Origin of the sequence: Planococcus sp. 107-1, assembly GCF_021513255.1 — a bacterium.
Taxonomy (GTDB): Bacteria; Bacillota; Bacilli; order Bacillales_A; family Planococcaceae; genus Planococcus.
In genome coordinates, this window is sequence record NZ_CP090977.1 from 183662 (window position 1) to 197197 (window position 13536).

Here is a 13536-nt window from a genome sequence, read left to right on the forward strand (position 1 = left end):
ATGACGGAGCCGGCTCGTACATTTGCAAAGCCCTTGAACAAATAGTATGTTAAAGAAAGAGTGTTGGCAGTGATTTACAACAGAAGAAGCGCAAGGAGGGCGAAGAATGTCTTTAAATGAAACCCAAGCATCTAGAAGTTTTCGGAATTTCGAAGAAGCGGCAGACCATATCTTAGCGTTGTTGAGTATGCAATTGAATATCAATACCTTATTCATTGCCAAAAACGACGGCCGAAGAAATGAAATCGTTCGAGCGGTCAATGCAAAAGAAACATTGGTCGAAGAAGGCCATTCATCTCCTCTGAATCAAACCTTTTGCAGTTTAAGCATCAATCATGGGAAAGATGCGCTGATTATTGAAGACATTTCTGCAGATCCTCTTTCAAATGAGCTCGAAATTGCTTCGCGTTTTGGGCGCGGATCATTTGTGGGGATTCCTGTTTATTATGAAAATGGGGAAGTGTACGGCACCATCTGTGGCCTTGATACCGAGTCTTTTGAATTCACGGAAGAAAATCAGCGGCTCTTCGAAATGATGTCCTCGCTCCTGACTTATGTCCTCGAACTTGAAAAAGCGAATGAACAGATTCAATTTCTTTCATCTCCTCTTGTTCCTGTTACGAAAGGCGTGTCGATTTTACCGATTATCGGTGATATTACAGCTAAACGTGCGCAGTTTATCTTAAATGATGTATTAGTTAAATGCAGCGACCAAAATCTCGATTATTTGGTCATCGACGTTTCAGGGGTTTCGCAAATCAATTCGGTGGTCGGGGAATACTTGCTGAAGCTTGTCAGCATGTTAAAGCTGATTGGCATTGCTCCAGTATTGACGGGAATCCAGCCATATATGGCCTTAAAAGTTCCGCATTTCGCGGAAAGTTTAAAAGGCATCCTGATTGAAGCGAATCTGGAAACGGCTTTGAAGCAGCTCGGATTTGTACTGATAAAAGAATGCAAAGAAAAAACGGACCGTCGCGGGTAGCGGCGGTCCGTTTTTTTATCCTTCTTCTTTATCAAAAAATAGATGTTTGAGTTCCCAGCTATCGCCAATTTCAAGGAGGCCGAATGAGTATTGAGATTCGCGCCGTTTGTCAGTAGGGGAACCGGGATTGAATAAGGTCACGCCTTCGACTTCGCGTCTGATCGGCGTGTGGGAGTGGCCGAAAACAATTATGTCGACATTCTCTCCTTCAAAAGCCTCAAAGGCACGCTGTTCGGTTGTTTTTCGGATGCCGTCTCCGTGCACGACACCGATTCTTAAATCGCCGAATGTGAGAATTTTTTTCTTGCCGAAGCGGTCTAGAATCTCCCAGGGATCGACATTTCCGGTGACGCCATCTGTTTCGGCATAAGCCGCCAATTCATAGTACACGTCTAAGGTTTGCCAATCGCCTGCATGGATGATGAAATCCGCAGTTTGGCATTCATCAACCAACTTCTGAGGCAGTTTTTTTGAGCGGTTCGGAATATGCGTATCGGAAACAATGACAATTTTTTGCATTTGCAACCCTCCGTCATTTCAAGATACTTAAACTGTATCAGAGAAATGGGAAGCCGTCTAAGCTAATCCGGTTTGCCGCCAAACTGAAATGATTAACTTTTCAAGGAAAAGGGAACATAGCTTTATAAGCAAATACGGTTTTTGGAGGAATGGCAATGGCTAACAAAACATTTGTCTACACAGGAATGGCAGTAGCCAGCGGGATTCTATTGCTCACTGCATACAACAAAAACAAGAAAAAGAAAGTCTGGGTCTTCGAAGACAACGATATGCGAAATAGCGTAGAAGTCGACCGTGAAGAAAGCGTGAACGCTCCTTATGACGAAGCGGAAATCGGATTGACGAAATTGGATTCAGCTTATCGTTCGGAATGGCAAGCGAATGGCTTCCCTCAAACGCATAAAGGAATGAAAGAACTCGAAGATTCTTAATAGCCATGAAGCGCTGGGATGAAAATCCCTGGCGCTATTTTTTTATGCTTAGTTAACTTCCAGACAGGCAGCATCGTGATATAGTGAATGAAACGCAGCAAATGATCAAATCTGGAAGAGGTGAAAAAATGGGCGAGCAAAGAAAGGTTGTCTGTTATATAGCGGAAAGCTTGGATGGCTATATAGCGACCGAAGACGATTCGCTGGACTGGCTTTTCAAAGTCGAGATGGATGGAGACGCCGGCTATGCTGAATTCATGGAAACGATTGATACGGTCGTAATGGGTAGGCGCACCTATGAGTGGGTGATGGAAATGGAAAAAGGAAAGTTTCCATATGAAGACAAAGAATGCTATGTGTTTTCGAGCAGATCAACTGAAAACAGTGAACTTGCTATTTTTACTAACGAAGACATCCCGAGTTTTGTAGAACGGCTTCGAAAACGCCAAGGAAAAAACATTTGGGTAATCGGAGGCAGCTTATTAATTGAAGCTTTTCTGCAGGAAGATTTGATGGACGAATTCATCATTTCAATCGCACCCACCTTAATTGGCAAGGGCATCCCGCTGTTTCAAAAACTTGATAAGGAAATCGAATACGAGCTGAAGTCGGTCAAGCAATCCGGACAATTCGCACAGCTGCATTTGGTTCGAAAATAACCATTCAAAAGGGCTTGTGAAAGCCCTTTTTTCTTTTAGGTCGCTATGGAGAATAGAAAGTGCCGGCAGGATTAGATTGCTCGTTTTTGAATCTTTTATCCTTCAAGGACATGAGCATAAATTCATAAAGTTTATCGAAAAAACTTTTCTTTCTTCAATAAAAATCAAATGGACGCGACTTTTGCACTTTTCTTTTCAATAAAGAAAGTAGGTCTGATGGATATGATTCACTCTGCTCGAACTCTATACTGGGATAAGGAACACTCCATGGTTCCGAAATAGAAGGGAGAGAAAGCATGAAAATCATTAAAACATTCACTTTTGTCTTGTTTACTGTATTCTTTCTAAGTTTTTCTCAAACAGAAGCAGAAGCCCATTCTGGAGATCTGCAATTAGGCTCTACGGGGCAGCAAGTAACCGAATTACAGACATTATTGAAGAAGCTCGATTATTTCCATGTAGATCCCACAGGTTATTACGGCCCGATAACTGAAAAAGCGGTGAGCCGTTTCCAGCGTGATTTCAATATTCCTTCAACCGGCTATACAGGTCCTTTGACGCAAAGCAAAATCAATCAAGTTAAAATGATGGCGCGTACGGTGCACGGAGAAGCGCGTGGCGAGAGCTATAAAGGGCAAGTGGCCGTCGCAGCCGTGATTTTAAACCGCATCGATTCAGCCCATTTCCCAAACAGTACATACAATGTCATTTTCCAGCGCAACGCCTTTACGGCTGTAAATGACGGCCAGTATTGGCTGAACCCGAATTCTTCCGCTTACCATGCCGTAAGAGATGCCATGCAAGGAGCCGACCCAACAGGAGGAGCGACGTATTACTACAACCCTGCAGGTGTAACGGATACGTGGATTTTCACTCGCGACGTCGTTACGAAAATTGGCAAACATTATTTCGCCAACTGATTAAATGCAAGTTAGATAGAAAAGGAGTGGCGCAGATGATCTGCGGCCGCTCCTTTTTTAAATTATTCCGGTAGCCTATAATAAAGAAAGAACGAAAAAAAGGACGTTGAAATGATTTATGCTATATACATTGATTTTATTCGCGCATATCATGAGCGCTATTTTATCCATCGGGCCGTTTTTTGTACTGATCCCTTTGCTGAAACGAATGGAAGGGGTGGCGGAAAACGTGTTGGAAGCGCAAATTCAAATATTTAAATCTGCGATCCGGCTTGTTAAACACGCAGGGCACGTATTGGTAGCTTCGGGTGTGCTGATGATTTGGCTCGGCTATTGGCCATGGTCCACTTCATGGATTGTCATGACCTTAGCTATCATGTTCGCTTCGGTATTTTTCCTTGCGCGGCTTTCAAGCCGACTTTAAGAAAGTTCGAATCGCCTGATGCTGACCGTAAAAACTTGATCGAGAAATTGAACCGTTCTGTCTGGATCTACATTTTCCTCTTGCTCGTGATGCTTTGGCTCATGGTCGCAAAACCGCAGCTTTGGTAATGAAAAAGGCCGGTGCCCAAAACGGGTACCGGCCTTTCTTCGATTTGACTAACCTTTTACCGCGCCCGCTGTCATGCCGGCGACGAAATAGCGCTGCAAGAAAACGTAGGCAACGACCATTGGCGCGGATGCAATGACGACACCGGTGAACAGCATCGGATAGTTAGTGGCATATTGCCCTCTGAACTCCAATAAAGCAAGCGGCAAAGTTTTATAAGCGTTGTCCGTGATGAACAGCAACGGATAAAGCAAGTCATTCCAATGCATCACGAAAAGAAAAATAGCGGTTGCCGAGAGAGAAGGCAAGGACAAGGGAATGGCGACTTTCGTGAACATCTTCCAATTGCCGCGCCGTCGATTGTCGAAGCTTCGAACAATTCTTTTGGCAAAGTTTTCATGAATCCGGTCAGGATGAAAACAGCGATCGGCAAGGTAGAAGAGATGTTGACTAAAATCAGTCCAACTAAACTATTGGTAAGCCCGATATTCAGAACGAGCGAGTAAAGCGGCACCATGATCACTTGGGCCGGCACCATCATGCCGAGCGTAAACAGGGCAAAAAGAATATTGCCTAGCCAGTTATTGAGCCGTGTAATGCCGAATGCGATCATAGCAGCAAACAATAAGGTCAAGGAAACCGAGAACAAAGTGACGACGGTACTGTTCATGAAATAACCCGCCATGGTTTGTTCTTGGAAAATGGCGACGTAATTATCGAATTTGATGCCGCCTTCAGGAAAGCCGAGCGGGTTTGCGAAAGTTTCCTGAAGCGTTTTAACGGAAGTCAGCAAAACGATGATTAACGGGACCAAGATTAGCAAAGCATAAACGAATAGGGAAAACCTTTTAAAAAACAAGCTGTCGTCCTCCTTTCTTCAGTAAGAAACCCGATCCGATCGCAATGCTTTAAATTGCAGGAACGTGATAAAGGCGATAATAATCATAAAGATCACGGAAATCGAACTCGCGTAACCGAATTGATAGCTTCTGAAAGCGACTTCGTAAATATAAGTTGCAATGATTTCAGTCGAGTTATTCGGTCCGCCGCCAGTCATGGCAAAGACCAGGTCAAATGCCTTAAATGATTGGATGGTCGTATAAGCGACGACAATCGTAGCAGAAGGAGCAAGCAATGGCCACGTGACGCTTCGGAAAGTCTGCCATTTGCTAGCGCCTTCGATTTTTGCCACTTCGTACATTTCCTGCGGGATCGCTTGCAGGCCAGCGACGAAAACGATGAGCATCTGTCCGCGTGAAACCAAATCTGGGTGATGGCGAGTGAGTAGATGGCGATATTCGCATTGCCGAGCCAGTTTTGCGCAAGGAAATCAAGTCCCGCCAGTTCAAGCAGCTGATTTAAGATCCCAAGGGAAGGGTCATAAATGAATGACCAGATAAATGCTACCGAAACTGATGATAAGATCGTCGGGAAAAAGTACAATGCGCGAAGAAACACTGTAGTCTTCGTGTTTTTCAGAACAATCATGGCAAAAGCGAGGGCTACAATCGTTTGCAAAATAACAACAACCAACATGAATTTCAAGTTGTTGCCGACAGTTTTCCAGAAAATCGAGTCTCCGGTAAGCGCCCTCTCAAAATTGTTGAACCCGACAAATTGAAACGCCTCACTGAAGCCATCCCAATCTGTGAACGAGTAGAAGAGCGCGCTAACAGTCGGATATAAAAAGAAAATGCTATAAAGGATCAATCCTGGGATAAAAAATAAATAAATGGTTTTCGAAGTTTTCATGACATCATTCCCTGTTTTCGTCTACGATTTTCTGGGCAGCTTCTGCCGCTGCCATTGGATCTTCACCGCCGAGTACGTTTTCAATTGAACTCAACACCGCATCTTCGATTTGTGCGTTGGTGATTAAGAAGCGCGGCTGGAACCGTGTTTTCTTTTCGTCAATCCAGTAAGCAGTATTTTTCAATTCCTCTGATTCGTAATTCACGTCTGTAACCGTTAAATGCTGGCCTGTACCGTTCGCATATTTTGAAGCGATTTCAGGCTCGCTGAGAAAATCGATGAATTTCTTCGCTTGTTCCTGTTTTTCAGACTTGCTGTTGACCGCGAGCATGAAAGTAGCGGTATTGATGCCTTCATACACGGCTTCGCTTTCTTCAACTGTAATCGGGGCAAGCAAATCCAATTGCAAATCCGGATTCAAACCCATGATCGAAGCCATATGGTAAGAACCTGTCGCGATCATGGCAGCTTCTTCATTTGCTACCATTGCCATAGCGGAATCAGCATTCGTTCCTAATGCATTTTTTTGGATATAGCCTTTTTGCTCAAGCAATTGGAAGTCTTTCAAAGTCTTGACCCACCATTCGTTTGTCAAAGACTCTTCTCCGCTTTGCAATTTTGCAAAGACGTCTTCATCTAAGGCGTTATTCATCATCATGCTGTTCATGAATTGGTTAGGGCCAATGTCTGCACCTGGGAAAGCGATCGGCGTGATGCCATTTTCAAGAAGTGTATCGGCCATTTCTTGAAACTCAGTCCAACTCTTTGGTACCTCTAATCCTAATTCTTCAAACATGCCTTTGTTATAGACCGGAATATTAAATACGAGCTGGTAAGGAAGCGCCATTTGTTTGCCATCTTTCTGTCCGACGGAAATTAAATTTTCATCAAATTTCGAAACAAATTCTTCATCAGTCAAATCAGTGAAAATGCCTGCTTTTTGCAAGGATTCAAATTGGGCTCCTGGGAAAGAAGTGAATACATCGCCTGTAGAACCTTCTTGCAGCATGCGCTGCGCAGTCGCTTGGTATTGGTCGGAAGGGTAGATATTCATTTCAACAGCAATGTCGGGATTGGCCTCTTCAAACTCGGCAATAATCTCATCGAATACAGCTTTGTCTTCATTGCGCCAATGCATAAAACTGATGGTCGTCTTATCGCCGGAACCTTCTCCGCTGCTGTCACTTCCGCCGCTCTCACCTGCACAGCCGGTTAGAATCAACAGTAAAGTCAACATACCAGCCAATAAAGAAAAAGATTTCTTCTTCATTTGTATAGCCTCCCTTGTTATAGGTTATCGTGCTTAATACTAGTTATACCGTAAATATATTGATTAATACAGAATTATCCGATAGAAAGAACAGTGCATGGTTGACATTGAAGTAGGAATTGAATAAGATAGGAGCAACCTTTTTGTACGGATGATGGCAGAAGGTGCCGGGAGCGGCATCGCCAAAGTACAGTTGAGCTGAGAATAGCAGAGCAAATCGATGAATAAGAAGAGTAGCGCGTGATCTCCACTCAAAGAGAGCCAGTGGCAGGTGGAAACTGGTGTGGAACGGGCGTGAATGGACTTATGAGTGATTCCTTGAAATCGGAGTAGAGGAATCCGTTGCCCGCGTTACAGGGGATCAAGTGAAAGCTGGATCAGCTTTAACATGAGGTGGCACCGCGGTTGAACCGTCCTCTGCAGGGATTTTATTTCCTGTAGGGTTTTTTTTATGGTTTAAACGCGCTGTCTTTAACTTAGAGGAGATGAGCGGAGATGAAAACTAGGAAAATTGATGGCGATTCCTTGACACCGATCATGGTGTTCAACCGGTTGAAAGGGCCAAGGAAATGCCTGCTTGAAAGTTCGTTGAAAACAAGCCTTACGGGCCGCTATTCGTTTATCGGAGCAGACCCTTCCAAAACATTTATCGGGCACGGAGAAAAACTGGAAGAGCAGGATTTTAGAACGGGAAAAGTCATTCACCATACAGGGAAGCCGCTTGAACTATTAAAGTCCCTTCTTCCAGTTCACGATGCGGAATTGGAAGGCATCCCGTTTACAGGAGGAGCTCTCGGCTATATCGGCTACGATGCCATTCAAGCGTATGAGCCAATTGAGGCAGCCAAGGAAAACAGTTTGGCGATGCCGGATATCCATCTGCATTTATACGAAACGATCATCGTTTTTGACCACGTGAAAAATGATGTCACCATTATTTCGTTCGAAGACAAGCTTGGTGAAGTGGAACAGCAATTGCGCGTACCTGAAAAAGGAGAGGAAAGGGAAAGCCAAGACCCTTTGGATTTTGCATCGAAAACGGATGCAGCTGCATTCCGTGCGCAAGTGGTGCAAGCGAAAGAGCATATTCGTAAAGGCGATGTTTTTCAACTGGTCTTATCACAAAGATTGTCTGCTGCTTATCAAGGCAATGCGTTCAATTTATACCGCAAATTGCGCAAGCAAAATCCGTCGCCGTATCAATTCTATATCGACTTTGAGGACTATGCGGTAGTGGGGGCTTCTCCTGAAAGCTTGTTGACCATCCGCGGCGGCCATATGGTGACCAATCCAATCGCTGGCACAAGAAAGCGGGCGGACAGAAGAGGAAGACCAGATGCTTGCTGAAGAGCTGGCAAATGATGAAAAGGAGCGCGCGGAACATCAGATGCTGGTCGATCTCAGCCGCAATGATGTCGGTCGGGTAGCTGCAATCGGTTCAGTGAAGATTCCAAAATACATGGCGATTGAAAAATACCAGCACGTGATGCATCTCGTTTCAGAAGTGACCGGCAACTTGAATACAGCGATGCACCCTCTAGATGCTTTAGTGTCTTGCCTGCCTGCTGGGACGGTTTCCGGAGCTCCGAAAGTGCGCGCCATGCAATTGATCCAGCAGTACGAAGAAGAGCGCCGCGGTGTATACGGAGGGGCGATCGGCTATATCGGCTTTAATGGCAATTTGGATGTGGCGCTTGCCATCCGGACATTTGTCGTCAAGGATCAGTTTGTCCATGTACAAGCAGGTGCCGGTATCGTCTATGATTCGGATCCGCAAGCCGAGTACGAAGAGACGCTGCATAAAGCACGTTCACTGACGGAGGTGTTCGGATGATTTTATTGATCGATCATTATGATTCATTCACTTATAACATTTATCAGGCGGCAGCAGAACTGGGAAAAGAAATTAAAGTGGTCCGCTACGGTGTGATGACGGTAGATGAAATTGTTGCGCTCCAGCCGGAAGCCATCATTTTATCTCCCGGTCCGGGGCATCCGGAAGAGTTGCCGGAATCCCTGCAGTTGATTGAAGCTGTCTATCAATCCATTCCAGTGCTTGGAATTTGCTTAGGGCACCAATTGATCGGAACTGTATTTGGCGGAAAGGTCGTTCAAGCACCGGAGATTCGGCATGGCAAAGTTTCAATGGTCAGCCACAAACAGCAAGGCGCCTTTGCAGGACTCTCCACGCCTTTGCCGGTCATGCGCTATCATTCGCTTGCGATTGAAGAGAGTTCGTTGCCGGATTGTTTTGAAGTCCAGGCAGTGGCAGAAGATGACGGCACCATCATGGCAGTAAAGCATCGGGATTATCCGGTCTTTGGCTTTCAGTTCCATCCGGAGTCGATCGGGACGCCTGAAGGGAATCAATTAATAGAAGGGTTTTTAACGGCTGCCGAAAAGCAGGCGGCTTTAAAATGAAAAAGAAAATCCCCGGTTTTACTGGGGATTTCCTTTTTTGATCAAACGATTGTAAAATTTTATTTTCTTGTAATCGGCATCGTACAGCAGCGGAAAGCGCCGCCGGATTTGATGATTTCAGAAAAATCGATTTCGATGACTTCAAAGCCATGGGCTTTTAGCTGTCGATTAACGTCTTCGTTTTGCGGTTGGCTGAATACGCGTCTGTTGCCGATGGATAATACATTCGTACCAAGCGCAAATTGTTCTTTGGCATTGACCGGAAGGAGCGTATAGCGTTTTGCTAACATTTCTACAGTTTCTGGATCCAATGCTTCCTCAAAAATCAAGGCTTCGGTCGGGGAAAGGATGTTGAATACGCAGTCCAGATGCAGGTATTTATCATTAAAAAAAATCGGAATGACGTTGAAATTCGGAAGCTTCTCTTGCAATTCGCGAACTGCATTTTTTGAAGTCCGGCTGCTGATGCCGATGTAGAGTGTATCGCCGTCGATGATGACGTCGCCGCCTTCTACCCGGTTGCTGCCGAGGGTTTTCGAACGAATCTGTTCAGCGTTAAGCCAATCTTGCAAGACGCATTCTTCTCCTTGGCGGATGGAAGAAGCCATTTCGCCGATAAACACCGTATCACCCACTGTAAAGCCGATATCGCGGGTGAAGACTTGTTCTGGGTATTCCTCGGAAGGATCGAGCAATACGGTTTCCACTCCTTGAGCTTTTAAAGCTTCGACGAATTTTCGATGCTGATCCATCGCAATCGCTACATCAATATTTTCTTCTTGATATCGCTTTTGGACATCATTGATAACTTCTTTTATTTCCATATAGTTAGGCGGGCAAAGCAAGACAAAACGCAACGGGTCGTATTCACTTCTGCACCAAGCCGACGGAATTTCTTTTGCGTAAGATGACATAAAAGTTCCTCCAAAAAACGTAGTTAGTAGTTTACTATTCCCTTTATCAAATGTGGTTAAAACCTGGAAAAGGCGTGCAAGCAGCGAAGCTGGATGCGAAAATAAGGAAGAAAGTGCATAAAAATAAGTTGGGGGAGATACGGGATGAAGATTGTGCAGCAGGAAATAAAAGAAGACCGTGATTTTATACGCAGCAAAGTCATTGAACACAATATGGCCAATGTGCCGGACGAAGTCAAATCGCCGTTAGACGAAGTGAGCTTCATCGCACGCGATGAAAGCGATGAAATCATTGGGGGAATTACTGGAACCGGCTTTTGGCGCCATATGCATATCGATTTTCTATGGGTTGATGAAAATGCGCGAGGACGGGGAATTGCGGAACAATTGATGGGACAGATGGAACAATACGCGCGCCAGGCAGGCTGCCATTTAATGGTTGTAGATACATTTAGTTTTCAGGCACCGGACTTTTACAAAAAACAGGGATTCGTTGAATTTGGCGTGCTTGAAAATCATCCGCCTGGCCATAGCCACCATTATTTTGAAAAGCGGCTTTAGGGAATAACAAAAGAAGCGCGTAACGCATGGAAATTTTTCAGGGTGCATATAAATTCATTTATGAATCCTGTGAAATTTATTTTTAAAAATGTATAATCGTCGCGTAAATACGGAAAAAGAAAAGCCCGCAGAATGAATTCATTCTGCGGGCTTTTTTCGAATCAGTCTTTGTAGAAGACTTTATCAACGTTGTATTTTGCTTGAAGCGCATTGATCAAATACGTTTCGTAAATCTCGCGTTCCATCGGATCTTCCACGATGGAAACAGTGATGCGGTGGACTTCATCGCGGTGATTTTTCAAAGGCGATACATTGTCTTCGAAATGCTTTTTCACACGCTGGCGAAGTTTGCGGGCTTTGCCGACAAACAGCAATTCGCCGCTATGGTTGAAGAACTGAATAATGCCGCCTTTATCGCGCGGATTTCATGCAAATCAATAAAACCGTACAATGGCTTTATGATGGCTTCGTCTCCAGTTGCTTCTTGTTTGCGCTGTGTAATTGTCACATCCGCTTTTGGGGGTTGAATATTAATCATAATTATCACGTCCTCTATTATCGTATGGCTTATCGTACCATAAATAGGAGCGGAAATCTATCCGCCCTTAATTCACGCACTAAGGCAGACGATTACAAGGAATCCAATTCAGAAGCCGTCGAATTGCCGCCTTGCAGCACTTCAAAAGTTTTATGGTACGTGTTTGGACGGTCTAATACGGTCACCAGAACACTCGCTACATCAGCGCGCGGAATGGAACGGCCTTCCATGGAAGTAAAGCCGGAACTCGACACTTCGATACTGCCGGTTTTATCTTCATCCGATAAAGCACCAGGGCGGACGATGGTATAATCCAGATTCGTCGATTTTAGGATTTCATCTGCTGCTCGTTTAGCAACAAGGTATGGCTTCATTTCTTCGCCGCCTGCATCCGGATCGTTCGTACCCATCGAACTCAACTGAACAAAACGTTTCACGCCATTTTCTTCTGCGTATTTAGCTGCTTTTGCGGAGCCCCATAAGTCGATTGTCAAAGTTTTGTCCGGACCGGTCGAACCACCAGATCCTGCAGCGAAAATGACTGCGTCCACTTCGCTGAAAGCATCACTGAAATCTTTTTCCAAATCAGCGAGAACCACTTTTTGTGCACCCAATTCTTTCAGGTGATCCACTTGATCTTCTTTGCGCACCATTGCCACAGCTTCGTGTTCGGATGCTGAAAGTTCTTTTATGATATTTCGTCCAACTTGTCCATTTGCACCAATTACTAATACTTTCATCTACTATTCCACTCCTTTATTTGTTTCGGTTTTATCTGTATTCCCGTTGCCGTTCGATTTAAACAGATGCACGAAAGGCTACCCAAATGCCTGTATAAAGGCTAGAATAAAGGGACGGAGGTGTTATGACATGGAAATTACGAATTACAGCATTTCTCAGCTAAAAGACCCGACAGGCATTATTGCAGGCGAACGCTATGAGTTCTTGCTTGATGTGGAAGTCGATGAAGACGACGAGTTATATACAGAAGGCGGTTTGGAACTTCGCGTCATTCTTGCAGTAGAAGGGGAAGAAACACGCGTTGCCTTTTACAATTTTATAGACAAATTGAGCCGGAATGTGTTGGAATTCGCTCTTGAAGAAGACGAAGAAGCGGAAGTTCTTGCTTACTGCCAAGGAAAACTATAAAAATGAAAATCCCCAGCTAGCAGATAAATGCTAGCTGGGGATTTTTGAATTAAATCTTCACGTCAATTTTAGCTGCTGCTTTCAATTCTTCAATGCGGTCATAGACAGCTTGCTGTGTGTTTTGCTGTTCCAGCGATTGGCGGATGGTCGGCTCCATCTCTTCGTAAGCTGGAGCTTCTTGTTCAGATGACGAAGCAAAGCCATCGTATGCTTCTTTCACTTCTTCGTCAGTCACTTCTTTTGCTTTTACTTCTTCGGCTACATATTGTTCGTAGACGATTTGGTCACGAAGCTGGCCTTCCATATCATCCAAAGTGAATCCGGTTCTTTCCAAAGCTTCGTTCATCGCTTTTTCATCTTCGAATTGGCCTTTCAATGATTCAAGCCGCTCTTCAACAGCGGCATCTTCCGCTTTATAGCCTTTTTCTTCCGCATCCTGCAAAATCAGTTTGTTGCCGACGATTACAGTGATCGCCTGTTCTTTCACCAATTCTGCATTTTCCGGTTCTGACGCTTTTTTGCCGTCTGCTGCTAAAGTGCTTTCCAACTGGCGTGCCACACTATTATAGACATTTCCTAAAATCTCTTCTTCATTCACAACGACTACAACGTCTTCTTCAGCGGGCAAATCCAGTTCTGTTGGCTGTTCTTCCGTTGTCTCTTCCGCTGATTTTGCAGTTTCGTCCTCTTTTGGCTGTGCCTCTTCATTATCTGAGCAAGCTCCTAAAGTTAACAATAAAAGAAAAGGGGCTAATGCAAATTTCATCTTTTTGATCATCTGAAAATCTCCTCTATGTTTGTCTCGTTACAGTAAAGCACATTTGTACGCTGGACACAAATAGTACCCTTGCCTCGTGTCAATAATGC

At 44.5% G+C, this 13536-nt stretch carries 12 protein-coding genes, 5 pseudogenes and 1 other annotated feature; of the genes and pseudogenes, 9 read left to right on the forward strand and 8 right to left on the reverse strand.

Annotation, left to right across the window (positions count from 1 at the left end):
* Positions 1–106 precede the first annotated feature (106 nt).
* A complete protein-coding gene (locus tag L0M13_RS01125) occupies positions 107–985 on the forward strand; it encodes an STAS domain-containing protein (RefSeq protein ID WP_235197934.1) in 879 nt (292 codons plus the stop codon).
* 15 nt (positions 986–1000) lie between these two features.
* Here L0M13_RS01125 and L0M13_RS01130 read toward each other — a convergent pair whose 3' ends face one another.
* Positions 1001–1504 carry a metallophosphoesterase family protein gene (locus L0M13_RS01130; protein WP_235197935.1) on the reverse strand — a complete coding sequence of 168 codons (504 nt, stop codon included), beginning with the start codon at positions 1502–1504 and terminating at the stop codon, positions 1001–1003.
* A 155-nt stretch (positions 1505–1659) separates the two neighbouring features.
* On the opposite strand from L0M13_RS01130, the gene L0M13_RS01135 reads away from it, so the two are divergent.
* The 4 genes and pseudogenes from L0M13_RS01135 (at position 1660) to L0M13_RS01150 (ending at position 4066) form a co-directional block, all read left to right on the forward strand.
* On the forward strand, positions 1660–1935 hold the full coding sequence (locus L0M13_RS01135) for a hypothetical protein (protein ID WP_235197936.1): 276 nt from the start codon (positions 1660–1662) through the stop codon (positions 1933–1935).
* A 128-nt stretch (positions 1936–2063) separates the two neighbouring features.
* Positions 2064–2594: a dihydrofolate reductase family protein gene (locus tag L0M13_RS01140; protein WP_235197937.1), complete on the forward strand. Its 531-nt coding sequence runs from the start codon at positions 2064–2066 to the stop codon at positions 2592–2594.
* Between the two features lie 296 nt (positions 2595–2890).
* Positions 2891–3514 carry a cell wall hydrolase gene (locus L0M13_RS01145; RefSeq protein WP_235197938.1) on the forward strand — a complete coding sequence of 208 codons (624 nt, stop codon included), beginning with the start codon at positions 2891–2893 and terminating at the stop codon, positions 3512–3514.
* A 118-nt stretch (positions 3515–3632) separates the two neighbouring features.
* Positions 3633–4066 (forward strand): annotated as a pseudogene (locus tag L0M13_RS01150) (DUF2269 family protein).
* A 48-nt stretch (positions 4067–4114) separates the two neighbouring features.
* On the opposite strand, the pseudogene L0M13_RS01155 reads toward L0M13_RS01150, so the two are convergent.
* From L0M13_RS01155 to L0M13_RS01165, 3 genes and pseudogenes are all read right to left on the reverse strand, one after another.
* Positions 4115–4923: pseudogene (locus L0M13_RS01155) on the reverse strand (carbohydrate ABC transporter permease).
* Between the two features lie 18 nt (positions 4924–4941).
* Positions 4942–5816: pseudogene (locus L0M13_RS01160) on the reverse strand (carbohydrate ABC transporter permease).
* Positions 5817–5820: 4 nt separating this feature from the next.
* Positions 5821–7086 carry an ABC transporter substrate-binding protein gene (locus tag L0M13_RS01165; RefSeq protein WP_235197939.1) on the reverse strand — a complete coding sequence of 422 codons (1266 nt, stop codon included), beginning with the start codon at positions 7084–7086 and terminating at the stop codon, positions 5821–5823.
* A 211-nt stretch (positions 7087–7297) separates the two neighbouring features.
* Positions 7298–7507: a binding site (T-box leader), on the forward strand.
* Positions 7508–7581: 74 nt separating this feature from the next.
* On the opposite strand from L0M13_RS01165, the pseudogene trpE reads away from it, so the two are divergent.
* Together trpE and L0M13_RS01175 are read left to right on the forward strand one after the other, a co-directional pair.
* Positions 7582–8920, forward strand: a pseudogene (gene trpE, locus L0M13_RS01170) (anthranilate synthase component I).
* Positions 8917–9507: an anthranilate synthase component II gene (locus L0M13_RS01175; RefSeq protein ID WP_235197940.1), complete on the forward strand. Its 591-nt coding sequence runs from the start codon at positions 8917–8919 to the stop codon at positions 9505–9507. The pseudogene trpE and the gene L0M13_RS01175 overlap by 4 nt, the downstream one beginning before the upstream one ends.
* A gap of 59 nt (positions 9508–9566) precedes the next feature.
* On the opposite strand, the gene L0M13_RS01180 is transcribed toward L0M13_RS01175, so the two are convergent.
* On the reverse strand, positions 9567–10421 hold the full coding sequence (locus L0M13_RS01180; protein WP_235197941.1) for a dimethylarginine dimethylaminohydrolase family protein: 855 nt from the start codon (positions 10419–10421) through the stop codon (positions 9567–9569).
* 144 nt (positions 10422–10565) lie between these two features.
* On the opposite strand from L0M13_RS01180, the gene L0M13_RS01185 reads away from it, so the two are divergent.
* Positions 10566–10982, forward strand: coding sequence for a GNAT family N-acetyltransferase (locus L0M13_RS01185; RefSeq protein ID WP_235197942.1), 417 nt, complete (start codon positions 10566–10568; stop codon positions 10980–10982).
* Positions 10983–11143: 161 nt separating this feature from the next.
* Here L0M13_RS01185 and L0M13_RS01190 read toward each other — a convergent pair.
* Together L0M13_RS01190 and L0M13_RS01195 are read right to left on the reverse strand one after the other, a co-directional pair.
* Positions 11144–11520: pseudogene (locus L0M13_RS01190) on the reverse strand (nucleotide excision repair endonuclease).
* Between the two features lie 92 nt (positions 11521–11612).
* Complete coding sequence (locus L0M13_RS01195; protein WP_235197943.1) at positions 11613–12260, reverse strand: SDR family oxidoreductase; 648 nt, start codon at positions 12258–12260, stop codon at positions 11613–11615.
* 130 nt (positions 12261–12390) lie between these two features.
* On the opposite strand from L0M13_RS01195, the gene L0M13_RS01200 reads away from it, so the two are divergent.
* The gene (locus L0M13_RS01200) at positions 12391–12669 is read left to right on the forward strand and encodes a DUF6509 family protein (RefSeq protein ID WP_235197944.1); all 279 of its coding nucleotides are present in this window, start codon (positions 12391–12393) and stop codon (positions 12667–12669) included.
* Positions 12670–12718: 49 nt separating this feature from the next.
* Here L0M13_RS01200 and L0M13_RS01205 read toward each other — a convergent pair whose 3' ends face one another.
* Positions 12719–13447, reverse strand: coding sequence for a SurA N-terminal domain-containing protein (locus L0M13_RS01205; RefSeq protein WP_235197945.1), 729 nt, complete (start codon positions 13445–13447; stop codon positions 12719–12721).
* Positions 13448–13536 lie beyond the last annotated feature (89 nt).

Coding starts and splice junctions, on each gene's coding strand:
- L0M13_RS01195 (WP_235197943.1), bottom strand. CDS start 12,260: ATGAAAGTATTAGTAATTGGTGCAAATGGACAAGTTGGACGAAATATC.
- L0M13_RS01200 (WP_235197944.1), top strand. CDS start 12,391: ATGGAAATTACGAATTACAGCATTTCTCAGCTAAAAGACCCGACAGGC.
- L0M13_RS01180 (WP_235197941.1), bottom strand. CDS start 10,421: ATGTCATCTTACGCAAAAGAAATTCCGTCGGCTTGGTGCAGAAGTGAA.
- L0M13_RS01165 (WP_235197939.1), bottom strand. CDS start 7,086: ATGAAGAAGAAATCTTTTTCTTTATTGGCTGGTATGTTGACTTTACTG.
- L0M13_RS01175 (WP_235197940.1), top strand. CDS start 8,917: ATGATTTTATTGATCGATCATTATGATTCATTCACTTATAACATTTAT.
- L0M13_RS01145 (WP_235197938.1), top strand. CDS start 2,891: ATGAAAATCATTAAAACATTCACTTTTGTCTTGTTTACTGTATTCTTT.
- L0M13_RS01185 (WP_235197942.1), top strand. CDS start 10,566: ATGAAGATTGTGCAGCAGGAAATAAAAGAAGACCGTGATTTTATACGC.
- L0M13_RS01205 (WP_235197945.1), bottom strand. CDS start 13,447: ATGATCAAAAAGATGAAATTTGCATTAGCCCCTTTTCTTTTATTGTTA.
- L0M13_RS01135 (WP_235197936.1), top strand. CDS start 1,660: ATGGCTAACAAAACATTTGTCTACACAGGAATGGCAGTAGCCAGCGGG.
- L0M13_RS01125 (WP_235197934.1), top strand. CDS start 107: ATGTCTTTAAATGAAACCCAAGCATCTAGAAGTTTTCGGAATTTCGAA.
- L0M13_RS01130 (WP_235197935.1), bottom strand. CDS start 1,504: ATGCAAAAAATTGTCATTGTTTCCGATACGCATATTCCGAACCGCTCA.
- L0M13_RS01140 (WP_235197937.1), top strand. CDS start 2,064: ATGGGCGAGCAAAGAAAGGTTGTCTGTTATATAGCGGAAAGCTTGGAT.